The sequence below is a fragment of the Gemella haemolysans ATCC 10379 genome (assembly GCF_000173915.1).
Classification (GTDB): Bacteria; Bacillota; Bacilli; order Staphylococcales; family Gemellaceae; genus Gemella; species Gemella haemolysans.
Genome location: NZ_ACDZ02000006.1, coordinates 16,527 through 40,746, shown reverse-complemented (window position 1 = coordinate 40,746; position 24,220 = coordinate 16,527). Strand labels below are relative to the sequence as shown.

General features: G+C 28.6%; 24 protein-coding genes and 1 pseudogene. 4 read left to right on the top strand and 21 right to left on the bottom strand.

The features are described from left to right. Positions 1 to 14: 14 nt before the first annotated feature. The 5 genes from GEMHA0001_RS01855 to GEMHA0001_RS01835 all read right to left on the bottom strand — a co-directional run bounded on the left by GEMHA0001_RS01855 (position 15) and on the right by GEMHA0001_RS01835 (position 2,176). Complete coding sequence (locus GEMHA0001_RS01855; RefSeq protein WP_004263932.1) at positions 15 to 401, bottom strand: hypothetical protein; 387 nt, start codon at positions 399 to 401, stop codon at positions 15 to 17. Positions 402 to 628: 227 nt separating this feature from the next. Further along, positions 629 to 898: a hypothetical protein gene (locus tag GEMHA0001_RS01850; RefSeq protein ID WP_004263973.1), complete on the bottom strand. Its 270-nt coding sequence runs from the start codon at positions 896 to 898 to the stop codon at positions 629 to 631. 23 nt (positions 899 to 921) lie between these two features. After that, on the bottom strand, positions 922 to 1,392 hold the full coding sequence (locus GEMHA0001_RS01845) for a DUF4064 domain-containing protein (RefSeq protein WP_004263924.1): 471 nt from the start codon (positions 1,390 to 1,392) through the stop codon (positions 922 to 924). Between the two features lie 138 nt (positions 1,393 to 1,530). After that, complete coding sequence (locus GEMHA0001_RS01840; protein ID WP_004263738.1) at positions 1,531 to 1,710, bottom strand: hypothetical protein; 180 nt, start codon at positions 1,708 to 1,710, stop codon at positions 1,531 to 1,533. A 64-nt stretch (positions 1,711 to 1,774) separates the two neighbouring features. Continuing rightward, a complete protein-coding gene (locus tag GEMHA0001_RS01835; RefSeq protein WP_004264045.1) occupies positions 1,775 to 2,176 on the bottom strand; it encodes a hypothetical protein in 402 nt (133 codons plus the stop codon). Positions 2,177 to 2,942: 766 nt separating this feature from the next. Between GEMHA0001_RS01835 and GEMHA0001_RS09020 the strand changes: the two genes are divergently transcribed. Beyond that, a complete protein-coding gene (locus tag GEMHA0001_RS09020; RefSeq protein ID WP_162010642.1) occupies positions 2,943 to 3,704 on the top strand; it encodes a sensor histidine kinase in 762 nt (253 codons plus the stop codon). Then, a complete protein-coding gene (locus tag GEMHA0001_RS01825; protein WP_004264046.1) occupies positions 3,704 to 4,438 on the top strand; it encodes a LytR/AlgR family response regulator transcription factor in 735 nt (244 codons plus the stop codon). Before GEMHA0001_RS09020 ends, GEMHA0001_RS01825 begins: the two co-directional genes overlap by 1 nt. A 103-nt stretch (positions 4,439 to 4,541) precedes the next feature. On the opposite strand, the gene GEMHA0001_RS01820 is transcribed toward GEMHA0001_RS01825, so the two are convergent. The 8 genes from GEMHA0001_RS01820 to GEMHA0001_RS01785 all read right to left on the bottom strand — a co-directional run bounded on the left by GEMHA0001_RS01820 (position 4,542) and on the right by GEMHA0001_RS01785 (position 11,594). Further along, positions 4,542 to 4,829, bottom strand: a complete 288-nt coding sequence (locus tag GEMHA0001_RS01820; protein WP_004263837.1) for a hypothetical protein — start codon at positions 4,827 to 4,829, stop codon at positions 4,542 to 4,544. 77 nt (positions 4,830 to 4,906) lie between these two features. Further along, positions 4,907 to 6,133 carry a sensor histidine kinase gene (locus GEMHA0001_RS01815; RefSeq protein WP_004263983.1) on the bottom strand — a complete coding sequence of 409 codons (1,227 nt, stop codon included), beginning with the start codon at positions 6,131 to 6,133 and terminating at the stop codon, positions 4,907 to 4,909. Beyond that, entirely contained in the window at positions 6,126 to 6,803 is a 678-nt protein-coding gene (locus tag GEMHA0001_RS01810) for a response regulator transcription factor (protein ID WP_004263750.1), read from the bottom strand. Before GEMHA0001_RS01810 ends, GEMHA0001_RS01815 begins: the two co-directional genes overlap by 8 nt. 366 nt (positions 6,804 to 7,169) lie before the next feature. Beyond that, positions 7,170 to 7,313 carry a hypothetical protein gene (locus tag GEMHA0001_RS01805; protein WP_004263854.1) on the bottom strand — a complete coding sequence of 48 codons (144 nt, stop codon included), beginning with the start codon at positions 7,311 to 7,313 and terminating at the stop codon, positions 7,170 to 7,172. Between the two features lie 27 nt (positions 7,314 to 7,340). After that, on the bottom strand, positions 7,341 to 7,922 hold the full coding sequence (locus tag GEMHA0001_RS01800; RefSeq protein WP_004264089.1) for a methyltransferase domain-containing protein: 582 nt from the start codon (positions 7,920 to 7,922) through the stop codon (positions 7,341 to 7,343). A gap of 83 nt (positions 7,923 to 8,005) precedes the next feature. Next, complete coding sequence (locus GEMHA0001_RS01795; protein ID WP_004263989.1) at positions 8,006 to 8,953, bottom strand: hypothetical protein; 948 nt, start codon at positions 8,951 to 8,953, stop codon at positions 8,006 to 8,008. A gap of 390 nt (positions 8,954 to 9,343) precedes the next feature. Further along, the gene (locus GEMHA0001_RS01790; protein ID WP_004263907.1) at positions 9,344 to 10,282 is read right to left on the bottom strand and encodes a carbohydrate kinase family protein; all 939 of its coding nucleotides are present in this window, start codon (positions 10,280 to 10,282) and stop codon (positions 9,344 to 9,346) included. Between the two features lies 1 nt (position 10,283). Beyond that, a complete protein-coding gene (locus GEMHA0001_RS01785) occupies positions 10,284 to 11,594 on the bottom strand; it encodes a glycoside hydrolase family 32 protein (RefSeq protein ID WP_004264156.1) in 1,311 nt (436 codons plus the stop codon). A gap of 212 nt (positions 11,595 to 11,806) precedes the next feature. Here GEMHA0001_RS01785 and GEMHA0001_RS01780 point away from each other — a divergent pair, with 212 nt between their 5' ends. After that, the gene (locus GEMHA0001_RS01780; protein WP_004263772.1) at positions 11,807 to 13,570 is read left to right on the top strand and encodes a glycerophosphodiester phosphodiesterase; all 1,764 of its coding nucleotides are present in this window, start codon (positions 11,807 to 11,809) and stop codon (positions 13,568 to 13,570) included. A gap of 194 nt (positions 13,571 to 13,764) precedes the next feature. On the opposite strand, the gene GEMHA0001_RS01775 is transcribed toward GEMHA0001_RS01780, so the two are convergent. Beyond that, positions 13,765 to 18,786 (bottom strand): DUF1542 domain-containing protein, encoded by a 5,022-nt coding sequence (locus GEMHA0001_RS01775; protein WP_004264074.1) that lies wholly within the window; start codon positions 18,784 to 18,786, stop codon positions 13,765 to 13,767. Positions 18,787 to 19,261: 475 nt separating this feature from the next. Here GEMHA0001_RS01775 and GEMHA0001_RS01770 point away from each other — a divergent pair, with 475 nt between their 5' ends. Further along, positions 19,262 to 20,110 carry a 5'-nucleotidase, lipoprotein e(P4) family gene (locus tag GEMHA0001_RS01770; RefSeq protein ID WP_004263342.1) on the top strand — a complete coding sequence of 283 codons (849 nt, stop codon included), beginning with the start codon at positions 19,262 to 19,264 and terminating at the stop codon, positions 20,108 to 20,110. 172 nt (positions 20,111 to 20,282) lie between these two features. Here the strand turns inward: GEMHA0001_RS01770 and GEMHA0001_RS08755 are convergent. The 7 genes and pseudogenes from GEMHA0001_RS08755 to GEMHA0001_RS01745 all read right to left on the bottom strand — a co-directional run. Next, positions 20,283 to 20,411, bottom strand: a pseudogene (locus tag GEMHA0001_RS08755) (IS200/IS605 family transposase); the annotation flags it as partial. A 43-nt stretch (positions 20,412 to 20,454) separates the two neighbouring features. Next, positions 20,455 to 20,601, bottom strand: a complete 147-nt coding sequence (locus GEMHA0001_RS08905; RefSeq protein ID WP_004264145.1) for a hypothetical protein — start codon at positions 20,599 to 20,601, stop codon at positions 20,455 to 20,457. A gap of 73 nt (positions 20,602 to 20,674) precedes the next feature. Then, a complete protein-coding gene (locus GEMHA0001_RS01765) occupies positions 20,675 to 21,160 on the bottom strand; it encodes a hypothetical protein (protein ID WP_004263954.1) in 486 nt (161 codons plus the stop codon). 201 nt (positions 21,161 to 21,361) lie between these two features. Beyond that, entirely contained in the window at positions 21,362 to 21,559 is a 198-nt protein-coding gene (locus GEMHA0001_RS01760; protein WP_004263757.1) for a hypothetical protein, read from the bottom strand. After that, positions 21,560 to 21,853 carry a TIGR04197 family type VII secretion effector gene (locus tag GEMHA0001_RS01755; protein ID WP_004263718.1) on the bottom strand — a complete coding sequence of 98 codons (294 nt, stop codon included), beginning with the start codon at positions 21,851 to 21,853 and terminating at the stop codon, positions 21,560 to 21,562. 125 nt (positions 21,854 to 21,978) lie between these two features. Further along, positions 21,979 to 22,572 carry a TipC family immunity protein gene (locus GEMHA0001_RS01750; RefSeq protein ID WP_004264048.1) on the bottom strand — a complete coding sequence of 198 codons (594 nt, stop codon included), beginning with the start codon at positions 22,570 to 22,572 and terminating at the stop codon, positions 21,979 to 21,981. 8 nt (positions 22,573 to 22,580) lie between these two features. Further along, a complete protein-coding gene (locus GEMHA0001_RS01745) occupies positions 22,581 to 24,212 on the bottom strand; it encodes a T7SS effector LXG polymorphic toxin (protein ID WP_004264097.1) in 1,632 nt (543 codons plus the stop codon). Positions 24,213 to 24,220: the final 8 nt, after the last annotated feature.

Genomic DNA, 24,220 nt, shown 5'->3' with positions numbered 1-24,220 from the left:
TAATCTCCATTAACTTAAACAAAGGTTACCATTTTAATATCAGACTCTTGAAATTTGACATTATAGAAGTCAAACCAAGTTTTTATAACACTTAGATAAAATTCATCCTCACTAATCTCTTTAGCAATTAGTTGTAAGTATCCATTTTGCATAGTTTCTGTGAGGTTAGTCAACTTATCTAAACTACCTACCAATAAACTATAATACTCAAAACTAAAATAATCACCAAGTAAAAGTGATTTTGATTCAATACTATCACCTTCTAATTTGTGGCTATCAATTGAACTAAGTGCACAAAAAATTGCTGTATTATATAATTCATTATCAAAATTATATTTTTCTATAAAAGAAGTAATATTTAATTTTTCTATTAATCTTTCATTATAATTATATTTTCTCATAGTAAGTCCTTCATTATTTATCTTTATAAATTATACCACAATATTGTGATTAATTAAAATTTGATTAACTAAATTTCACATAAAAAATTTTATATATTAAATATACATTAAAATAATAAAAAAGAGTAATCTTAAAATTATAACTCTAAGAAAATCATAATTTTAAAATTACTCTAAAGTATATACTTTTTGTATAATGTTTCTATACGATTAATCAGAATAAATAGCTATATTTTTTCTGCAACTATTTCTGTATCGTTATTTCTTAATATTTTTATAGTATTAAAATCACTTATTAATATTAAAAACATTACTAATGTAAGAATTGCTTTAGTTGAAACATTATCAATATTATTGCTAATCATACCTAGAGATACATAACAAATTATACTATTATACCAATTAGATCTTTTCATATACTCCGAATTTTTAAAGTTTATATAAAAACTATATAAAACTATAAACAATTGACAAAAAGCTAAAATATTACCAACCATAGCAAATCTCCTCAATTTAATACTTACAAATAATTAACTGTTTCTTGATATTCCGCAGGGTTTTCTTTTCTAACGAATAGCATAATTGCTACGATGAAATATAATAAATATACAGGTATTAATACCCCTACTGTTCCAACAGCTACTACTATTGCTAATAATAAGAAAAGTATCCCTGATAAAATACGTTTTTTCATTAAGAATGATGCTAATAATGCTACTACAACTAATACAATTAATAGAACTGAATACATCTTAAGTCCTTGAATCGTATAATCAAGAAGTTGTTCAGCCGATAAATTTACCCCATTTAAATTTGCCCCATTAGGATTTTTAGCAAGCTCTTTTTTAAAAAGATTTAAAAATTCTTGGTTATCTTTTAAAAGTGAAATCTTAAAGAATGATCCATACGCTAAAAATCCTGTTATTACTATTAATATAATATTAGCAATCCACGCTAACACTTTCTCTACTGTTCTTTTGAATGGTTTCATAATAAACCCCTCCTTCTATAAAATCAAAGGTCTTTCCTTTTTACTAATTATAACATAAAACGCTATCATAATAAATAATAAATTACCTGAATTAGCAAATTTTATACCTGAAATGATATTCTTTTAAGTACACTGAAATTAATCCTTTAAATTATCTCTATACTTATTTATAAAATATCCTACTGTTCTTTCTATAGAGATTATACAAGCAACTACTATTATCTGAATACTAGGATACTCTGACCCAGAAATCTTTAGTCCTATAAAAATAATAGTAAATAACCAAGAAACCATTGCAAAATACTTACTTCTAAACATAGTTTATTCCTCCAATTTTAAGATATATCTATCACTTAATATTTTTATTTTACAATCACTTACCTTACCATAATTTAAAGTATCTTGTTTCTCTTAAATAAATTATTATAGTAATCCAAACAACCCAAACAGTACCAACTAATGCAATAATCTCATCAAAATCAGATTTTTTAATTACTAAAACTACAAATAATATAACAGCTATTACTCCTGAAATTAGAGATATAGTATAATAACTTTTTCTATTCCGTGGGATAATATGCCTTTCTATTATTCTTGGTACTATATATCTTCTATGCCCTGAAACAATCACCAAAGTAAAGAAACCACTCATCGCAAAAAAGTATAAAATTCCATACCAAGTCATCTTCCCTGAGAAATACATTAAGATAAACGGTAATAATATAAAATTAGCAATTCCAATTAATACAAAACCTATTCTTTTAATTTTTTCATTATTTATCATTTCCTACTACTCCTATTTAATTTTAATAACATTCATTTTTCTTATAACCATTATACATTATACTGTTTATACTTTATAAATTTTTCCTGAATAGTCACTTATATTCCTATAAAGATATTTTTCTTAATTTACCAATCTAGTTTCATACACTAAATTCAGTTGATATTCCTATTATTAAATGTTAAAATTTAATTAACACTTATTTTGGGAGCATATTATGAAAGATTATTTTGAAATTATATACTATCATATTCCAATAATGGTTTTATTATTTATTTCTATATGTAATATTATAAAACAAATTTATCATGTAAAGTTTAACAGGCATGATTTAATAATATTTTCAGGAATTTTTGTGTTGACTTATTATTTTTCTTATTATATCTTTAATTTTTTTATAATACTTTCAATAATTTTCCCTATATTTGCAATATTAAAAAGAAAAAATGTTAAATTTAATCTCTTCAATTTAACATTTACTATATTATACACAACAGCGTTATTTAAAACATCTGAATTACTAGTAACATCAGTATATACTATTCTAAAGATTACTCTTTGGATTAATATAATGGATAAAATAGTTTTTTCCATACTAACTTTTATTTTTGTAAAACTATTCACAATTAATTTAAATAATTTTACAAAACAACAAAGTAGTGTCATTTACAAGTTGTTACTTTTTATTTCTATATTTATTCTTATTTTTTATAATTTTCTAGGTATAAACTCTGTTATAAAAAGTGATGATATACCCCTTTATTATATGTCTATAAGTGTAATTACTTTCTTCTTTATATTATTCATTTTCATCTCCTCTTCGCTTCTTAAAAATCTTCATATTAAGATAGAAGTGGAAGCTGAAAAGCAAAAATTGGAACAGCAGAAGAAATATATAGAAGCATTAGAAAGAAATAATAATGAGATTAGAAAATTCAAACATGATTTCAATAATATTATCTTAGGTCTTGAGGGGTATATTACTAATAATGAAGTGGATAATATAAAGTTAAGAGACTACTTTTACAACAATATAAAGGACTTTAATACAAAAATTGAGCTTGATAATATCGTGCTTTCTCATTTGAACAATATTAAAGTTCTATCTATTAAGAATTTACTTACAAATAAAATCATCAGTGCTCAGAATAATGATTTTAAAGTTAATATTTGTATTGAAGATGAAATTGATGATTTTTATGTTAATGAAATGCAGCTAAGTCGGGTACTGGGGATTTTCTTGGATAATTCTTTAGAGGCTGGTTTAGAATTAGACAATAATAGATTTTTAGAATTATTAATTTTAAAAGCTAATAAAACAATTGTTATTCAAATAACAAATTCATTTAAAAACAATGATTTAGATGTAGACAAGATTAATGAAAGTGGATATTCTACAAAAGGAGAAAATAGAGGAATAGGATTAAGTTCTGCTAACAACATTATCAGTAAGCATAATATGATATTAAATACTAGAATTGAAGATAATCTATTTAAACAAATACTTACAATTGAGGGAGATTTATAATGAAAATTTTTATTTGTGAAGACAATAATGAAGTATTAAAAAGAATAGAACAAGTCATAAAAAACTATATTATGATAAATGATTTATCTATAGAAATCATAACGTCATCTACTAATCCTCTAAATATTTTGGAAGAAGCGTCTAAGCACGGTATTGCTAACAGTTATTTCTTGGATATTGATCTAGGTGAAAATGCTATGACTGGTATAGACTTAGGAAAGAAAATCCGTGATATCGATCCTTTTGCAAAACTTATCTATATTACAAATTTTGATAATATGCAGGTGAGAATTTTGAATGAAATGATAGCACCCTTAGCCTATATTACTAAAAACAGTGATGATATGGATGAAAATATACAAAAAGCTCTTACAAAAGCATATGAACGATATATTAAAAGTACAAAACTAAATTCTAATATAGGAAAAGTTCCAATTAAAGTTGGACTTAAACAAGAGTTTTATGATATTTCTGAAGTACTGTATTTTGAAGCATTAGAAGGGCATAAAATAAGATTAAATTTAGTGAATAATAAAGAGATAACTTTTTTCGGAAAAATTTCTAATCTTGAAATTTTACATCCATCAATATATATCTGTCATAGAACCTACGCGATAAATCTAGAAAATATCGATAAATTAGATAGTGAAACTGTAATTTTTAAAGATGGGACTTCTATATACCTTTCTTCAAAAACTATACGTAGAATAAAAAAAGAGATTAAAAATAGATAGATAAAAAACTCCAAAATAACTTAAATACAAGTTAATTTTGAAGTTTTTATTTTTATACAGTTGTCTTTAAATAGTTATTTCTTTTTATAATCACCGGTAAAATTTAATTCATTTCTCGATTTTCTATCTTCACCTTTATTTTTCTATAAAAATACTGATGTACTAAAAACACAATCAATAATGTAGCAAAAAATACAAAAGGCACAAGAGAATCTATGTCCTTAGCTATTTCAACCGTTAAATAAAATATAATAATTAATTCTATCACAAATAATAAACATTGAATAATTTTTTCAAAAAATGTCATTTCATTAAATATTTCTATATATTTCCTCCAGTTAGCTTTAATATATCCGAACAATCTAAAATAAAATTCTATTAAACTTTCCATAAATATTCCTCCTACAGAAATTTCTTTAAAAAATAATCTTCCAAACCAAAACGGTTTAGAGGATTACCTTTTATTTATTATCTATCAACTAATGTAAATCGCACTTCAATCTTGAAGACTCCATCTTCTGGTGCATATGCTTGAATTGTTTCTTTGTGTTTTTCTGCTATAAGCTGTGCCATAGATAATCCTATACCATAACCTTTTATCGCACTATTTCTAGATTCATCTAATCTATAGAAACGATCAAAAACTTTGCTTAAATCACCTTTTTCTACATTAGCTTTATTAGAAACTTTTAAAGTAGCATATTTTCTATTTTTATTAAGTTTAACCAATATATCACTATCTTCTGGAGCATATTTAATTGCATTTTCTAACAGTATATCCATTAATTGAATTATAGAATCTTTTTCTCCATAATAATTCAAATTTTCATCAATATCTGTCACAATATATTTTTTCTGGAAGTTAGCTAACTCATCAAAGTCCTCAATTCTCGACTTCAAAGTTTCAGTTAGATCAAAACTAGTTCGCTCTACAGTATCTTTTTCTTCCATTCGACTAAATACAACCAAACTATTTACCAAGCTAGTCAATCGATCAACCTGATTATGAATATTGGTAGTCCATTTTGAATCTCCATTCATCATCTCTAATACATCAGCATTAGAACTAATGATAGCTAATGGTGTTTTTAACTCATGACTAGCTCCTGTTATGAATTGTTTTTGTTTTAAATATGTCTCCTGTATTGGTGCTATTACCTTTTTTGATATTAGAATAATTAAAACAAGTACTGATAGTATTACTCCTATTGAAATTAAAACACTATTTTTCACAAAAGATTCATAAGAATCAAGTTCACGTTGGCAATTTAAAAATAGTATTAAGTTTCCTACATTTGTTTCTACTTTTAAGAATCTATAACTACCTATAAATCCACTTGTTTTTCCTTTTTCTAATGCTTCTATCACTTTGCTTTGCAAAGTATCTTGATCCTCTATTAAACTATCATCTCGGTAAGCTTTAATTATTCTACCATTATTATCGACTTTTGCAATTGAAAAACCATTATATTCTGTAGCACTTGATGAATTTTTAGTAATTACCAAATCATCACCATCTTCTGCAAAAATTTTTATCAATGCTTGTGACCTAGAAGCATCTAATAAAGTTGTATCTATTCTTTCTTCTAGTTTATTAAAGTTAATGAAGTTCAATGCTATTGCAAGTATCGCTATTACTACCGCGACACTACCAACAGCAGTGGCTATAAATTTTTTCCTAAGACTCTTAAACATCCAGCATCTCCAATGTATATCCTACATTTCTTGTTGCTTTAATGTGGATATTAGCATCTAATGCTTTTAGTTTTTTTCTTAAATAAGAAATATTAACCCATACAACATTAATTTCAGAATCACTGTCATAACCCCAGATTCTTTCTAAAAATTGTTCCGTTTGAATTACATTACCAGGATTCCTCATAAGCATTTCCATCATTTGATATTCTTTATTTGATAATCTTACTTTATCTTTTTCTGTAGATAATTCAAATGTATATTTACTTAAACTAACATTACCTAATTCTAGTACGTTACTAGTAAATGTAGCTTGTCTCCTCGTCATAGAACGTACCCTTGCTAATAATTCTCTCGTAACAAATGGTTTTGTTAAATAGTCATCTGCACCACTATCTAATCCATATACTTTATCTTCGATTTCTGACTTAGCTGTTAGTAATAATACTGGTGTGCTTTTTTTATTCTCTCTAAGTTTTTTTACTACTGTTACTCCATCCATTTGTGGCATCATAACATCAAGAATAGCTCCATCATAATCATCTAACATTAGATAGTCTAATGCATCTTGTCCGTTGTTTACTACATCGACTGAGTAATTGTTGTGTTTCAGCATTGCTTCTAGAGCATCTGCCAAGTCTCTTTCGTCTTCGGCTAATAATAACCTCATAGTCTCCCACTCCTAACTATATTTTTATGTTTTAGATATTTCAAATCAAATACATTATATAAAAATTAACTAAAATTAAGTTTAAACGATTATTTAAGTTACAATATATATATTATTTTTCGTACATAATTCCAACTAAAATATATTCTACGACATATACACTATAAAAATTCTCAATAAAACTTAATTCCTAAAATCCTATACATAAACTATTATATCAAAAATTTCAATTTTTTTCGCTTCTTACATATAATAAAATAATAATTAAAAATATTATTTTGTGTTTATTTATCTACATTTTACTTTATTTTGTCTATACATGTCAAAACAAATGGATAACGTTTTCTTAAACATCAGCCAAAATAATTATTTTCTTCCAATAAGTAATCCACTTTGGATATAATCTTTCATCACTTTGCCATAGCCCCATTTTTCTGCATATTCATCTGTTACATCAGAATTAATTATCTGAAACTTAGTAAACCCTGCCTTTCTGATAATATGAGTCATCTCTTCTTCCAGAAGAGCTCCTGCAACTCAAGTGCAATGCATTCTACTAGAATTTTTCCATTCTAGTGGCAAATCTTTTTTCAAAATAATATCAGATATTACAAACATACCATCTTCTTTTAGAATACGATAAATTTCGTCGTATACTTTTTGTTTATCTGGTTCTAGATTAATAACACAGTTACTAATAACTCTATCAACTGACCCATCTACTAAAGGAATATTTATTAATTCTCCCTTAATAAATTCAATATTATCAAATTTCTTATTATCTCTAACCTTCTTCGCTTTTTCTAACATTGAATCCAATCTATCCAAACCATAAAGCATTCCTACTTTAGGATTTTTCATCTTAGTAATAAAAATATCCATGCCTGCTCCACACCCTAAATCAATTAAAGATTGTCCTTCTTTAATTTTTAAGTGATTAATTGGATTACCACAAGAAAGCCCCATATTTATCTCATCTGGAAATTCATTGATAATATTTTCATCATACCCTAGCGATTTACTCAGTAGCTTCGGATCAATTTTTATCTTCTGTTTATTTTTAGAAATATTATCATAAAAGTTATCAACCGATAATCTTATTTTCATATTATTTTGCATAATTTTGTTCACCTTTGACATCTTAACTTGTTTCTAATATTCTATATTATGATTTTGATAAATTTTCTTGCTATATCAACACATTATTCATCATTTTTAATAACTGATATATATGCATCCGTTATATTAAAATCAGATAAATTATAAACCTTCTCTTCTAGTGTTTTTTTATCATAAATATACAGTTTATCATAGAATAAGAAGTAATAATTCATTTTATCTTGATTGAAAAACGGGGGGTTATCTTCATTTTTAGGTCTATCATTAAAATAAATAATTTTTTGTATATTATTTTTTGTATCTAAAATAGTCCATGTATAATTAGGAACATATAAACTATAATGCTCTACTATTAGATTATCCCCATCTGGATAAATATTTAGAGGATAAGCATAGTTTAAAGTTATCAACTCATTATTTTTTGTATTCAAATCATATTTTAATAATTTATTACTACCTTTTGGTTCATTTTTACCTGTTAAGCCTTGAGAGTTTTGAGTTAAATAAATAACATCATCTTTTATATAAAATCTCATGTATGCTCCTTGGCTATAATTTAAATCTATTTCTTCCATAAGTTTGTAACTCATATCAAACTTCCATATCAAATTTCTTAATTGATTATTTTTATCTATATTTCCGCCAAGAATATATATATTATCTTTGTAAACTTGAATATCATTTATAACATTAACCCCCTCTTTTTTAATCTCCTTTTTATTTATCTCTTTAAAATTTTCATCATATTCTATTATATTAAAACTATTAGCAAATAAAGTTGTAGCATATATTTTATTTTTATAGTGTGTGAATGTATACGGCTCAGAATTATCTTCTTTTAAAAAGCCATAATCTTCACTTCTTTTTATCTCTTTATGTAACTTTATAGAATCATTTTCCAGTTTAAAAAGTGATACTTTATTCTTTGATATTATTGAAATATCATAATCTTCTTTAGTATTTTTCTCACTACACCCAGCCATTACTATAACAGCAATAACAATATACAGTATTCTCATAAAATTTTTCATAACAAACTCTCCCTTTATTGATATGACAACATGTAAAACCTTTACTCTTACTCAATATTATCACTTGTAGTATAACAAAAATTTTTTTCAATATCAACTGCAATTAAATAATAATATAATAACAAATTATTCTGTTATTATTAAAAAAATCTATATTACAATTTAATCTTATTAAGTAGAGCTTACTTTAAAATAAAAAAGATTACAAAAATAAAGGAGTGACTCAAAACTCATGATTTCAGAGAAATCAATTTTGTTGAGTCACTCCCTCAAAGTTTATTAGATACCTAAATAGCTTTTATAAAACGAATTTAGTTATCAACAAACCACTTCATCTTTAAGCTTTTATACAAACTTTTTTAAAGAACTTTCAGGTAAATCCCTTTATAATTATATTAAACTATTATATTCTTCTTCTGTTAAGTAACTTGAAATTGCACCTATTTTTGTAGTTGTTAAACTAGCATAGTTTGTCGCAAAAGTTGCCATTTGAGCTAATTCTTCTTCTGTAATATTATTAATGTCTTTTTGATTTAATAATTTAGATAAGAATGAACCAGCGAAAGCATCCCCTGCCCCTGTTGTATCAACAGCTTTTATATCAGGTATTTCAGTTACTACTTTATGATTTTGATAGTAAACTTCTGCCCCATGTTCCCCTTTAGTATAAAGAACAACTTTCATGTGGCTGAAATCTTTTTTTAATGCTTCTTCGATATTAGTAGTTCCTGTTATGAATTCTAATTCATTATCAGCAACTTTTATTACATCAACATAAGGTAAGAATTCTTTAATAGTTTCAAGGTATACTTTGTGATCATCCCAAAGATTGAATCGTAAGTTAACATCAAAAGAAATTAACACTCCTAATTCTTTAGCTTTTTTCAGTAATAAATGATGGCTGGCTTTTGATTCTTCTTGAATTGCGATACTTGCAAAGTGAATTGCTTCAATTTCTGATAAATCTACTTTCTCAACATCTTCTTTACTAATACTTAATGTTGAAGAACCTTTAAAGTAAAAACTAAATGAACGGTCTCCAGTTTCATCTAAAGAAACAAATGCTAATGGTGTGAAACTGTCAGCTTTACGGCTTACATATTTACAGTCTACATTTTCATTTTTTAACGTATTTTCTAGGAAATCACCAAAACCATCTTGTCCTAATGATGTCAATAAATAACTCTTATGACCTAGTTTTTGCGCTACACACGCAACATTGGCTACACAGCCTCCAGCCTCTTTTTTAAATGATTTTACTTTATCGATAGTTCCTACTCCTTCTCCGATAAAGTCAATTAGCATTTCTCCTATGCATAAAACTGCCATTTTAGTTCTCCTCTCTAATTTCGATTGCTCCAAGTTCTTTTGCTACATAATTAGTAGCTAATATTTTTACATCGTGATTTTCTGGATAGAATCTTGTCGAAATTGTAAATGACCCACCATTAGCGAATAATTCGATTGATGAACTATCAAATACTATTTCTACATCTTCTAAATCCAATTTATATTTTCTATCATTTCTTCCGTAACCACTAATACCAAAAGAAATCTTTAATTCTTTATTTTCATAGCTAACTTTAAAATCAGCTACACTGATCTTAAAACTTTCTCCATGTTCTTGTTTATAATACCATGTATTCTTATTAAAGTGATTAGTTTTAATATCCTTACCTAATAAATCTTTTACCGATTTATGTAATGTTTGTCTAACTTTACCGTCCTTGAAATTTACTACACGAGGTACAGTTAAACAGTTTTGATATCCAAACTTTGTAGTCGGATTTGTATAACTACTATCCGGCACATACATCCAACCGATTAGTACACGATTATTATCCTCATCTAGAAATGTTTGTGATGCATAAAAATCATGTCCATAATCTAATAGTGTGAAGTTATCTAGTTTATCAACATTCTCAATTCCATCTTCAACTACAGAATATCCAATTTGATACATATTTTCATAATATGGGTACATTCTTGTAATACCTTGAGGTGAGAACATAAATATTTCTTTTCCATCTACTTCAAAATAATCAGGACATTCCCACATAAAGCCTAGATTTTTTTGTGAATAAATAGTTTTATACGGTTTAAGAGTATCTTTAACGTATACTAATAAACATCCATAATCATTACTATCTCTAGCACCTAGCACTAGATATTTTTTTCCATTTTTTTCAAATATCTTTGGGTCCCTAACATGATTTGACATATTAGGATAATCATCTGTTGTTAATAGACATTTTTTCTCAGTAAAATTAATTCCATCTTCCGTTTCAAAAGATATGGTATTATGACCGCGACCAGCATGAACGTAGTCATAATCTCCTTGATATTTCACATTTCCTGTGTAATAGAAGACTAATTTTCCATCTTCTATATTGGCACTTCCTGAATACACACCATGAGTTTCTTCTTCAATAGTTGGTGTTAAGAAAACGCCACGATCTTCATAATTTTTTAAATCACTACTAGTATAGTAGTACCATAATTTTAGCCCACCATTAACTTCAAATGAATATTGGTGAAAAATATGATACTTACCATTAAAATAAGCTAATCCGTTAGGATCATTTAGCCATCCTTTAATAGGTTCTAAATGAAGATTTTGTTTCCAATTATTAGCTAGCATTTACAAGCTCCTTCTTCGTTTATATAATGACATTTAACAATTACCAAACAAGAATAGTAACGTTACTTTTTATTCTACACCTCTTACCATATAAATGTCAAGAAGAAAAGTAACGTTACCATATCTATTTTTTAACACTTCTATTTCTTGCTTGAAAATAGTAATTTTGATATAATCAAATAGCATAAAATACTATATAAAGTGAGGCCGTCATGGATTTTAAGATTTATAATTTATTTTCCAATGTACTAAAAAATATAAATCGTTATAAATTTACATATATATCTATTGCCGCAATTATTCAACTAATGCTTATTTGTGGTTTATGGATTATTTCTAGAATTTTTCAACTTGCTCTTACACTTGCAGGTGAAGAACATTTAGATAAAAACAATATTCTACATATCCTTACTAATCCCTATAGTTTTGTGATTTTGAACTTACTAGTTCTAATTGTAGCATTTTTTATGTTTATTGAGTTTTCTATATTGACCTTTACCATTTACGGTCAATTAACAGAAAAGCAATACTCTTTTCGAAGTATATTAGATAATGCGTGGAATAAGACAAAGAATCTTGCAGGGTTTCAAACCTTATTTTTTATATTCTACTTTTTAATAACCATACCTACGATAAATCTTGGGGTAAAATCTGTTCTTGCAAAGAATTTATTTATACCAAAATTTATAAGTAGTGAGATTATGAAGACTAACAGTGGGCTTATTATATGGGGCTTAATTATGATAGTTTTTGCTTATCTGAATCTTAGACTAATCTTCACCCTTCCACTAACTGCTGTTGGAGATGAAAATATACTAGATAGTATTAAAAGAAGTTGGGAACTTACAAAAACTGGCAAAAGAAAACTTGTCTTCACTATACTATTATTTGAAATAATATATTTATTAATTGCCGCAGTTTTAACTGGTGTAATTACATACATTTGTATCTATTTTGATAATGACGGTAATAATCCAATTATACAGACACTATTTTTCTCTTCGGTAAGTGGAATTATCTTCTTTTTAGGTGTAATTTCTAAAATAACGGTTATAACTTCATTAATAACTGTTCTAATAGATCATAATGAAATATCCGAAAAACTTGTTAATAATCTTAATGAAAATAAGAAAAAATCAAGGCTGGTAGTAACATTTACCACAGTAATTATAGTTGTTGCGGTTCTTATAAATGGTTTTAATATATATGGAAATGGAGTTAATAAAAATATTAAGACTATTGCTCACCGTGGATATGTTGCTAAAGGTGTAGAGAATTCAATTGAAGCACTTGAAGGGGCAGCTGAAGTTGGTGCCGATTACGTTGAATTTGATATTATTCTAACAAAAGACAATAAATTTGTAGTAATGCATGATTTCAATTTGAAAAGACTTGTAGGATTGAATAAACGTGTTCAAGATATGAATTTTGATGAAGTAGTAGGTTTAACAATTAAACAAGGTGATTTTTCTAGTAAAATTCCATCGTTAGAAGAATTTGTAAATAAAGCGAAAGAATTAAATATGAATCTTGTAATCGAACTTAAACCTCATGGAGCAGAACCACCTAATTATATCGACATATTAATTGATGAAGTTAAGAGATTAAAACTTGAAAATTATAAGTTTATGTCACTAAACTCTAAAGTTATGGAAGAACTAGAAACAAAAGTACCAAACTTGGAAACAGGTTATGTTATTCCTCTTCAATTCGGAAATTTTCATCATAGTAACGTTGACTTTTTTGTAATAGAAGACTTCTCTTATAGAGATCATCTAGTGGAGCAAGCTAGAAAAGAAAATAAACACGTTTTTGTATGGACTATAAACAATCCAGCTTTAATCACTAAATATTTACAGAGTCCCGCAGATGGTATTATTACCGATGAACCTGAACTTGTTAAAGAAGAGAAAGACATTTTAGAAAATCATTATTCATATTTTGATAAAATATTAAGGCTTGTTAATTTTAGATAAAAAATAATCGACTAAAACAATCTTGTTTTAGTCGATATTTTTTTATTTTTATCAGATCTAATATTTCCTAAAAGTCTCTCAAACTTATATTATTCACTTAGACATAACGTTCTTAAAAATAATCCTCACTTACAAAGCTACATAAAAAAAGAAACTCTAGGTTATTGATACCTAGAATTTCTAATATTGATATTTTATTTTTCTTTACGACGTTTTGTTGCAGCAAGTAACGCTCCTAAGATTCCTAATCCTAATCCTGCTAATCCAGTATTAGTTTCAGTTGTCCCTGTATTTGGTAGCATATTTTTAGAAGCTTTTAATCCTTCTTTATTAGTTTGCTCTGTATTTTTATTTACTAGAACTCTTCCTTCTGAATATCTATTGTTATTTGTTTCATCAGTATTAGTTGTATTTTCAACTACTTCTATTGGTACTTCAATAGTAAATAAATTACCATCGTTTCCTCTAAATGTAACTTTCGCAACTTTTTTACCTAAAGTATTAGTATTTGGATACTCGATTTCAACTATATCCACTCCATCAGGTAAGTTTAACTTAGATCTAATGTCTTTTTCTGTCAAATCTTGTCCTTTTTTAACAACAACAATTCCTTTAACTAATAGTTTTGATAAATCAAACTCTTCAACTTCATTAATCGTTGGATTAATTTTGTAAGTTTCTACTCCATTTAATGCTGCTCTCGCTTCTTCTAACGCTTTTAATGCTGCATCTACTTCCGCTTGCGTTGCATTTGCTTTTGCTAGTACTTTCTTAGCTTCTTCTAATGCTTTATCGTATGCTGCTTTCTTAGCTTCTTCTGCATTGTAGTATGCTGGACTTCCTTTTGTTGCCTCTGCTTCTGTTGTTGTAGCTTTTGTTAAGGCATCTTTATTTGTTGGTTGTCCATTTAATGCTGCTTTCGCTTCTTCTAACGCTTTTAATGCTGCATCTACTTCTGCTTGTGTTGCATTTGCTTTTGCTAGTACTTTCTTAGCTTCTTCTAATGCTTTATCATATGTTGCTTTCTTAGTTTCATCTGCATTGTAGTATGCTGGACTTCCTTTTATTGCCTCTGCTTCTGTTGTTGTAGCTTTTGTTAAGGCATCTTTATTTGTTGGTTGTCCATTTAATGCTTTTCCAATTGGATTTACTGCTTTAATAGCTGTTTCTCCTTTTGCTTGAGCTGCATCTACTGCATCTTGTGTTTCTGCTTTTTGGATTGCTTCTACTGCTTCAGTAGCTGCTTTTGCTACTTCTGCTTTTGCTTTAGCTTTTTCTTCTGCTGATAATTTATCATTCTTATCGATTTCTGCAATTTTTTCTTCTGTTGCTTTTTGAATCGCATCCAATGCTTTTGCTTTTCCTACTGGAGTTACTGCTTTAATTGCTTTTACTCCTGTCTCTTCTGCTGTATTCACCGTTGCTTGGTCTTTTGCTTCTTGAATTGCAGTCACTGCTTTGATTGCTGCTTTGGCTACTTCTGCTTTTGCTTCAGCTTTTTCTTCTGCTGATAATTTGTCATTCTTATCAATTTCTACAATTTTTTCTTCTGCTGCTTTTTGAACCGCGTCTAGTGCTTTTTCTTTTCCTATCGGATTTACTGCCTTAATAGCTGCCTCTCCTTTTGTTTTGGCTGCTTCTACTACATCTTTAGTATCTGCTTTTGTAATAGCTTCTACTGCTTCAGTAGCTGCTTTGGCTACCTCTGCTTTTGCTGCAGCTTTTTCTTCATCAGATAACTTAGTATTATTATCGATTTCTTGCTCTTTCGCTGCTTTTTCTGCTTTGATTGCTGTTATTGCTGCTTCTTTTTCGATAGCTAGTTTTCCATTTTCTTTTGCAGAGTTTATACCCTCTTCAGTGGTTGCTTTATCGATAGCATCTATTGCATCTTTTGCTTCTTTAGCTACTTTCGCTTTTTCTTCCGTCTTTTGTTCTGGAGTTAAGCTTGTGCTAGATTCAATAGCATCCGTCGCTTTTTTAGCAGCAGCTTCTATTTCTTTTTTAGCAGCATCTCTGTCAAGATCTTTCAATGATTCTGCTGCTTTATCTAAAGCTGTTTTCGCTGCATCTACTTTTGCTTGAGCTGCTTGAACTTCTGCTTTTGTTGCATTATTACCTTTTGCTAATACTGCGGCAGCTTCTGTTTTGGCAGCTTCTAATTGTGCTTTTAATTTTTCAAATTCTGATTCATATGCTTTAATACTATCTGCTGTTTTTCCAGTTGTATCTACTTTTACTAATGAATCTGCATCTGATTTTAATTTATTTTTTTCTTCTGTAGTAGCAGCTTCTACAAGAAGATTTTTAGCATTTTCTAATTCCGTTTTCACTGCATCTACTTTCGCTTGAGCAGCTTTAACTTCCTCTTTTGTTGCATTGTTTCCTTTTGCTAGTACTGCGGCAGCTTCTGTTTTGGCAGCTTCTAATTGTGCTTTTAATTCTTCATATTTTCTTTCATATGCTGCGATACTATCTGGTGTTTTGCCTGTTTCATCAGCTTTTGTTAATAAATCAGCATCTGCTTTTAATTTAGCTTTTTCTTCTGCTGTCGCTGCTGCTACTAATGCTTGTTTTGCTACTTCCAATGCTGATTTTTTCTCATTAACTTTATTTAAAGCTTCTGTTACTTGTTCTGGTGTTGCATTTTCATCATTAATAACTGTTTCTGCTTGTTTAATTGCTTCTTGCGCAGCTGTTTTCGCATCATTATATACTTTTGCACTATCTGCAGTTTTTCCTGTTGTTGGATCTGTTTCGGTTACTAAAGTGTTTAACGCTTCTTTTGCGTTTGTTAATTCTGTTTTGTCAGCTTTATTGACTAATAATTCTGCGGCTTTTGTTAACTCTGCTTTTGCAGCATCTACTTTTGTTTGAGCTGCTTGTACTTCTGCTTTAGATGCATTATTTTCTTTTGCTAATACTGCGGCAGCTTCTGTTTTGGCAGCTTCTAATTGTGCCTTTATCGCTTCATATTTTGTATTATAAGCTTCAATACTGTTTGGAGTTTTTCCAGTTGTATCAGCTTTTACTAATGAATCTGCATCTGATTTTAATTTAGCTTTTTCTTCTGCTGTTGCTGCTACAATTAAACCATCTTTAGCTTGTTGTAAAGCTGTTTTTTGGGCATTTACTTTCTCTAAAGCTGCAGATACTTGTTCTGGTGTTGCGTTTTCGTCATTAATCACTGTCAAAGCTGCTGCTATTTCAGTTTTTGCTGCTTCTTTTGCAACATTATATGCTTTTGCAGTATCAGTTGTTTTCCCAGGTGTTGGATCTTCATTCACTAAGGCATCTAATTCAGCTTTTGAATTCGTTAAACCTGTTTTATCAGTTTTCAAACCTAATTGTTTAGCTAATAAATCTTGTAAAGCTTGCTTGAAATTAGGAGTTCTAGCAGCAGGATTTGCTAATAGTGTTTTAACTTTTTCTAGTTCTGCTTCATAATCTTGAATTGTTTGAGAAGTTTTACCATTTTTATCTGCTGATTCTGTAGCTTTTAATTTATCATAAATTCTTTGTAAAAGATTTCTTGCTACATTACTAGTATCTTGTGCAATTGAGAAGTCATCTCCTGTAACAGGCACTGAATATTTGTCATCCCAAGCTTGATAACTCATACCGGTACGATTTTGATCTGCTAAACTAATTCTAACCTTGTAATGGTCTGCACCTTGAGGTAATGCAATAGGCTTACTCGTAAATGTCCCAGCCGTTCCATTTGGTTTGTTCCCAGGTTGTGCCATTAATTTTTCAGCTTCTCTTTTACCGATGAAATTTGGACGTTCAGTATTATCTACTCCGGTATTAGGGTCAAATCTCACGCCTCCTTTTCCTGCATCAGAAATTTTAATTTTTGCTTTATTCGTTCCATCTTTAGCTGCTGTTACAATCTGTTTACCGTCATTTATATTTCGCGAAGGATCAAAAGTCGTTTCATAGACTAAACTCTCTTGGTTACCTGTTATACTATAAACTTGAACTTTATAGTTTGCTTTAGAACCTTCGCTATCTCCAACATAACCAGGTTTAAACTTAACAATTACATCTGAACCTTCTTTAGTTGAATATGCTGTAAATGTTTTTTCAATCCCTTTATATCTTACAAGATTTTTTGTAATTCCTCCACCTTCACCAGTCGGTTTATAAGTACTATTATCATAAACAACTTCATTTCTATTACTTCTAGTTCTACTCTTTGATAATAGTAAAGTATACTCAGTATCTCTATCGAAAGCTTGTTCTTGTAACCAAACAGTATCATCTAGTGTTGAATTGATAGTCTCAAGAGGGTATACACCTTCTTCGGTTCTTCTAGCAATAGCGAACACTCCTCCATCTACTGCTGTCCATCCACCAAACTCAGTAATTTCCTTTACAGTACCTTTTGCAACTTCCTTACTATCACCTAAGCTATCCATATTTTGTGAAAGTCTTGTATTATTTTCAACTGTAGGATCTAATGCTAATAGTGTTTTAACTAAAGTATTTAAATCTGCATCAGCCGCAGGTGCTGTGTAAGTTTGATTCGCAGCTGGATCTATATCCGTAGTAGCCGCATCTGTACGGAATGGGTTATTTGTATTCAACGCTTTTCCATTACGTTCATCTTTAGAACCAGAGTTTGCAATCGAGTTAGATTCTGTAGATTTTTCTGTATTTGTAGCTTTTTTACCAACTGTTGGTTGTCCATTCGTTGTATCTACTGCTGGTGCTTCTTTTTTCTCTTCTGGTTTTGTTTTCAACTGTGTAGTTGCTGTAACAAGTTTATTGTATGCTCTAGCTAACTCTTCTTGTGTTTTCGCACTTTCTAATATTGTTTTAACTGTTCCTAACTCAACTTTTAATTTAGAAACACTATCTTCAGTTTTAGAGTCATATGCTCCCGAAACAATTTTTGACTCGATTTCGGCAATTAAAGAACTTAGCTTTGTTTTATCCAAAGTATTTGTTTCGGATTTGACAACTGTTTCTTTAGAAGTTTTTTCTTCAGTATTCTCAGTACTATTATTTTTATTTTCATCTATCGAAGTAATTTGGTTTACTTGATCCTGAATATTAGTATCTGAAGCTGCTGCTGTTCCTTGCCCTAAATACATAAAAAATGCAGCAACCGCTACTGAAGTTGCTCCGAAACTTGCTTTTCTAATTGAATAACGAGTGATTTTCTCTGGATTATAAGTATCAACTATATTTTTACTTAATTTATTTTTCATAATTTTTATCTCCTTTTTTGTATAAAAACACACTTTATAATTTTATCTATGTTATTGTAGTAAATTATATTCTATCTAGTTTAAATCTAATTTAAATTTATAATATTAATCGTTTAATTTTATTATAATATATTAACTTGTATATTCAATGAAAATCAGATTATTTCACATTATTGTTAAGTATTTGAAATGTTTTTGTAATATTCTAGACTACATAATTTTATTACTATTTTTCTCCAAAACTCACATCTTATTTCAACTTGAATTGGCATTTTTTACATATTTTAACAAATAAAAAAATAAATATTATTAATTTTATTTTCTTATCATTTCATAAACCGCTTTCTTAAAGAATATTAGAATACTTTATTAAAATATTCACATTCTAAATTTTTAAATAATAATTTCATATTGAATTTTAGGTAGATATATTTTATACTAAGTATTATAGATAACAAAAGGAGCTATAAATATTATGAAAAATAAAAAACTTGTTATGTCTATTTCTTCAGTATTAGCTACAGTTGTTCTTGCAACTGGATGCGCACAAAAAACTGAAGAAAAAAAAGAAGAAAATAAGAGTGGAGATAATAAAATAACTCTTACTTATGATCAACTTAGATCAAGAGAAAATACAATGGGATCATTGTGGTACCAAAATGCTGCTGAAGTAGATGCATTATACCAACAAGGTTATAACGTTGCTACTAATAAATTAAAAGAATTATTAAAACAGCCTACTGATAAACCTTATTCTATCGTATTAGATATTGATGAAACAGTATTAAGCAACATTCCATTCCAAGTAAAAATGATTAAAGATGGAACTGCATTTAATCCTAAATTATGGGATGAATGGGTTCAAAAAGCAGAAGCAACACCTGTAGCTGGAGCTAAAGAATTCTTACAATTTGCAGATAAAAACAAAGTTCAAATCTACTACATCTCAGATAGAACAGATGCTCAAGTGGATGCAACTATTAAAAACCTTGAAGCACAAGGACTACCTGTTCAAGGTCGCGATCACCTAATGTTCAAAAAAGAAGGCGATAAATCTAAAGAAGGACGTCGTCAAGAAGTTTTAAAACACACTAACCTTGTTATGTTATTTGGGGATAACTTAGTCGACTTCGCTGAATTCTCAACTAAATCAGAAGAGGACAGAGATAAAATGTTCGAACAATTAAAAGCTGAATTTGGTGATAAATTCATCATCTTCCCTAACCCTATGTACGGATCATGGGAATCTGCAGTATACAAAGGTGAGAAAAAAGACGGTAAAGGACAATCTGAAGCTCGTATGAACGCCTTAAAAGGATACTAATTTAAGAACAATAACAAATTAATTTTAAAAAAATAATGACCACCCCTGAAAAGGGGTGGTTTTCTCTTCGGGTATAACCCTTTGTTACTAACACGCACCTCAAGGCGCTGGCTTTCACATTCGTTCAAGCCCTATTGTATTTTAACGCCCGCTACCCGTTAAACGGGTTTATCTATTTTTTCTTATTTCCAAATGGATTTGTATATTCCTTTGTTGTCAGTTTATCTATTGCAATGTCATGCGATTCTTGTTCTCTGATATATTTTCTTATTGTACTTTCATTTAATCCTACAGTACTTATCCTTTAGCATCTTTAGATATGGTTTTTATCTGTAGCATATTATCTATAGATTTAATTGATAATATATTGTAATATTATGCATCTCTTCAAATGCATTTCTATTATTTATTTTATAATATCCATATATATTACCTATTAAAACTACCGTTGTTATTATAAATATTTTCAAGCCCTTACCTAGTTTTTTCATTAAAACATCTACTTTTCACTGTAATAATCTTGAATATCATTTTGATTATTCTTATATGAATATAAGGTTAACATTATTTTTCTCCAGCTTTATAAACATCATCCAATAGTTTGTTTATTTCTTGTTTTATCTCTTTTTCATACTTATTCTTTTCTTCTTCTGTTAACTTTCTACTAGGTTTATCTTTCCCCTGATTTATTACACTTCCCGTAATAGTCATATCTTTATTAAAAATTATTAAATCATGATTTTCATCAGTAAATATATGTATAGTTTTATCTGTAGGGGACTCTATACTTAATTTATTTTTCCCTAACGTTTTTAATTCTGGAATCCTATCCATCATTTTTAAATCATAATCATCTACTTGATAGCCTGCCTTTCTTATTTGTTCAGCGTATTTTGTTGTATTCATCAACCTGTCTAATTGTTCAAATTCATTACCTTTGTTGTTTTCTCTAGTTAAGACTTTTGGAGCTTCTAATACATCATACAAAACGACTATTACTGGAGCTACCATAAATAGTAATAATATTAATTTGAAAAATCTACTCAACATTCTTAAATTTACCTCTCTCTAAATAATCAAAAAAGTCTTCTTGGTGTTTTTTCTTTTGTGCTTTTGTATATTCTGAAGACATGTATCTTTTAGCTATTGTATCAGTGTTTACTATTCTTTCTACCGCTATTTTCCCTTGGTCATAATTACCATATCCGTGTATTTTATAAAACTCACTAACTCTATTTATTGTGTTATTTTTTATCCCAAAATTATTAGGTGGGTATTGTATTGTCCTGTAAATATTTTGTGTACTGTTTCTTGTAGATATCTACCATGAATTTTAATGTCTTGATATGTATTTTCTATTTCTTCTAACTTGGCTTGTTTCTTTTTGTTGTCTTTTAGTTGTTCTTCTAATAATATTCTTTTTTGATAGTTGTCTTGATCTTTTGTCATCTAGAATCCTCTCAAGCTTTTTACACCTTCTAGTTGTGTTCCTAATGTATTGTCCATTGCCTGGAATTCTTCAGCTACACTATGAATGTTATTAGACATGCTTTGAATAACTTTTGACATTTTACTCGCTGTTTGGTTAGATACTTCTATACTATTTTGTGCGTTAGTGTTGCCGGCTACTGTTGTTTGCGTATCTTTTGTTACTGTTATTTCTTGGGAAATATTATTACTTGCAGTTTTCAAAGATGTTGCAGATGAGGCAGCTTGTTCTTTACTACTTTGTAATATGTTCATACGCTGTTCCTTTCTATAAAACAAAAAATAATTTATTTTTTTATATTATACTATATTTTTATCCTTCTAGGTAGTAATATGTAAAATAGTCATAACCTTAACTTAAAGGTTATGACTATAGTATATTATCTCAAAAACTCATCTTTTTCTATTGTTAGTCTTCCCATATTACTCCTTGAATATGAACTTCCGCTATACCTTTGCCAATCTGTTAAAACTGTATCTAACAGTTCATCTGATTTCTTCTGTAGATATTCTTTTGAAATATTGTGTTTTTGTAAGAGTTCTCTTCTCTGTTTTGGCTTATCTTCAGTTAATGGGACGTTTTCCCCACGGAAAGTTACATTATTTATCAATTTATGGGTATCAATATCATATAAATAGTTTATATCTAAATATACTCCTTCGGCAATAAACGTTGAACTAATCACAAACATTGCCCTTTCATCATCAAAGTTTATTAAAGAAAATTCTATATTACTTCCATTAACTTGTTCTTTATAATATAGTTTTACAATATCTTGCCCCTCTTGATCTTTAGGTATAGGTTTTATCTGCCCCATTCTATGCACCGAACCGAGTAGTGAGAAATTATAATATGAATTATACATCTCTTCAAATGCATTTCTATTATTTATTTTATAATATCCATATATACTACTCATTAATACTACCGTTGTTATTATAAATATTTTCCAACTCTTACTTAATTTTTTCATTTAAACACCTACTTTTCACCGTAATAATCCTGAATATTATTTTGATTATTCTCAACACTTTTTATAAAGTTATATGTTTGCGGATATTTTTCTTTTATATAGTTTATATTACTTGGCAATCTTACTATTCTTCCTTTTTCGAGTATATACGATTCACTAAGTTGATTATAAATTTTATTTTTTACTTTATTAAAATCTATATTCTTTTTAAATTCTTCTGCACGATTATACACATTGTTTTCTAACTTATCATAGTAGTTGTTACTCGCTGTAATAAAGTTACTATTATTTTTTTTCATCGAGCTTACTATATTAACTGCATCTAAATCTGCCTTATAATCATCATTTCCTATACTTGGCTTAACACCGGCTACATCTGTTGTATCTCCAAACCATCCTGACATGTCATTTGTATTTTTATGACCATCTTTAAGATCGGCAAGACGTGGTTTTCCATATAGATGTGTTGCCATTGTGATATACTGATGGGCGAAATCTGTTTTTCCTTTAAATGCATCTATTTGACTATCCCATAGTTTTTCGAATTCATCCTCTGTTATTTTACGCCCTAACGCCGTTTCCATAGTTCTTTTATACCGTGGTCGAGCCCCTTCATCAATACTATTATAGTAACCATAACCTCCATGTTGTATTCTAACCTTATATTTTAAGTACTCATATTCTTTATCTTTTAGTATACCATATTCTTTTAATTGTGTATCTATCATCATTATGACATCTCCAATAATTACTCCAGCCCCTGCCGTATTTTGCCACGCAAGTTGTTCTCCAAATCCCTTTACCCCAGAATTCAAATCATAATATAATCCACCTAACAATCTAGTAAATACATAATCTTTTTCATTATCTGGTATTCTAGAATCGTTATATATATTTTTTCTTGCTTTTATTATTATCCTAGCTGTTTTGTCATCAAATCCATATTGTAATTTTAATGTTTTCTTATACTCTATCTCTTCTTGGGTATAGTCTTTTTCTAACCATTTCCCATCTATAGCTTCTATCCATCCCATATCACTTCTACTTGGTAAGTTGAATGTTTTTGATGTTGGTGACCAACTCTTTTCTGCTTGTGCTAATCCTTGGTCAACTGATGATTTTAATACCTCTACTTCACTAAATATACTTGGTGATTTCGCATTAAACGCTAATAGCTTTCTTAACTTTTCTTCTAACTCATTCTTTAATTTTCTGTATGTCTCTTTATTTTCTTCTGCCATACTTATTTGAGAATAGCTTATTGGGTCTTCTTGATATAATAGGTTTAATATGTGTTCTACTCTTCTTATCTGTCCTTCTGCTTCTCGAATTAGTCTTTCTAGTTCTTGTTGTTTTAGACTAACAGTATCTACTTCTGACTTGTAGGTATTTATATAGTTTTCGTTTGCTCGGCTGATCTCTTCATTTAGTAGTATACATCCTCTTACTAATGGTTCTATTACTACTGCACAGTATTTTTTGGCTGAATCGTATGTTACTCCTTTTAGTTTATCTGTTTGGAGTATGAATTCTGCCAAGCTTTTTTGTAATTCTGTGTAGGCTTCATTTTGTTTTGTTACTAGATTTTTTATACCTTGTGTTTGGCTTTCTGTCATATCTAGTATCATGTCTATACTCATTTCTTTCC

Excerpts from the sequence above, each read along its gene's own strand:
- GEMHA0001_RS01855 (WP_004263932.1), bottom strand. The coding sequence starts at position 401 with ATGAGAAAATATAATTATAATGAAAGATTAATAGAAAAATTAAATATT.
- GEMHA0001_RS01850 (WP_004263973.1), bottom strand. The coding sequence starts at position 898 with ATGGTTGGTAATATTTTAGCTTTTTGTCAATTGTTTATAGTTTTATAT.
- GEMHA0001_RS01845 (WP_004263924.1), bottom strand. The coding sequence starts at position 1,392 with ATGAAACCATTCAAAAGAACAGTAGAGAAAGTGTTAGCGTGGATTGCT.
- GEMHA0001_RS01840 (WP_004263738.1), bottom strand. The coding sequence starts at position 1,710 with ATGTTTAGAAGTAAGTATTTTGCAATGGTTTCTTGGTTATTTACTATT.
- GEMHA0001_RS01835 (WP_004264045.1), bottom strand. The coding sequence starts at position 2,176 with ATGATAAATAATGAAAAAATTAAAAGAATAGGTTTTGTATTAATTGGA.
- GEMHA0001_RS09020 (WP_162010642.1), top strand. The coding sequence starts at position 2,943 with ATGTCTATAAGTGTAATTACTTTCTTCTTTATATTATTCATTTTCATC.
- GEMHA0001_RS01825 (WP_004264046.1), top strand. The coding sequence starts at position 3,704 with ATGAAAATTTTTATTTGTGAAGACAATAATGAAGTATTAAAAAGAATA.
- GEMHA0001_RS01820 (WP_004263837.1), bottom strand. The coding sequence starts at position 4,829 with ATGGAAAGTTTAATAGAATTTTATTTTAGATTGTTCGGATATATTAAA.
- GEMHA0001_RS01815 (WP_004263983.1), bottom strand. The coding sequence starts at position 6,133 with ATGTTTAAGAGTCTTAGGAAAAAATTTATAGCCACTGCTGTTGGTAGT.
- GEMHA0001_RS01810 (WP_004263750.1), bottom strand. The coding sequence starts at position 6,803 with ATGAGGTTATTATTAGCCGAAGACGAAAGAGACTTGGCAGATGCTCTA.
- GEMHA0001_RS01805 (WP_004263854.1), bottom strand. The coding sequence starts at position 7,313 with ATGACTCATATTATCAGAAAGGCAGGGTTTACTAAGTTTCAGATAATT.
- GEMHA0001_RS01800 (WP_004264089.1), bottom strand. The coding sequence starts at position 7,922 with ATGCAAAATAATATGAAAATAAGATTATCGGTTGATAACTTTTATGAT.
- GEMHA0001_RS01795 (WP_004263989.1), bottom strand. The coding sequence starts at position 8,953 with ATGAAAAATTTTATGAGAATACTGTATATTGTTATTGCTGTTATAGTA.
- GEMHA0001_RS01790 (WP_004263907.1), bottom strand. The coding sequence starts at position 10,282 with ATGGCAGTTTTATGCATAGGAGAAATGCTAATTGACTTTATCGGAGAA.
- GEMHA0001_RS01785 (WP_004264156.1), bottom strand. The coding sequence starts at position 11,594 with ATGCTAGCTAATAATTGGAAACAAAATCTTCATTTAGAACCTATTAAA.
- GEMHA0001_RS01780 (WP_004263772.1), top strand. The coding sequence starts at position 11,807 with ATGGATTTTAAGATTTATAATTTATTTTCCAATGTACTAAAAAATATA.
- GEMHA0001_RS01775 (WP_004264074.1), bottom strand. The coding sequence starts at position 18,786 with ATGAAAAATAAATTAAGTAAAAATATAGTTGATACTTATAATCCAGAG.
- GEMHA0001_RS01770 (WP_004263342.1), top strand. The coding sequence starts at position 19,262 with ATGAAAAATAAAAAACTTGTTATGTCTATTTCTTCAGTATTAGCTACA.
- GEMHA0001_RS08905 (WP_004264145.1), bottom strand. The coding sequence starts at position 20,601 with ATGAAAAAACTAGGTAAGGGCTTGAAAATATTTATAATAACAACGGTA.
- GEMHA0001_RS01765 (WP_004263954.1), bottom strand. The coding sequence starts at position 21,160 with ATGTTGAGTAGATTTTTCAAATTAATATTATTACTATTTATGGTAGCT.
- GEMHA0001_RS01760 (WP_004263757.1), bottom strand. The coding sequence starts at position 21,559 with ATGACAAAAGATCAAGACAACTATCAAAAAAGAATATTATTAGAAGAA.
- GEMHA0001_RS01755 (WP_004263718.1), bottom strand. The coding sequence starts at position 21,853 with ATGAACATATTACAAAGTAGTAAAGAACAAGCTGCCTCATCTGCAACA.
- GEMHA0001_RS01750 (WP_004264048.1), bottom strand. The coding sequence starts at position 22,572 with ATGAAAAAATTAAGTAAGAGTTGGAAAATATTTATAATAACAACGGTA.
- GEMHA0001_RS01745 (WP_004264097.1), bottom strand. The coding sequence starts at position 24,212 with ATGAGTATAGACATGATACTAGATATGACAGAAAGCCAAACACAAGGT.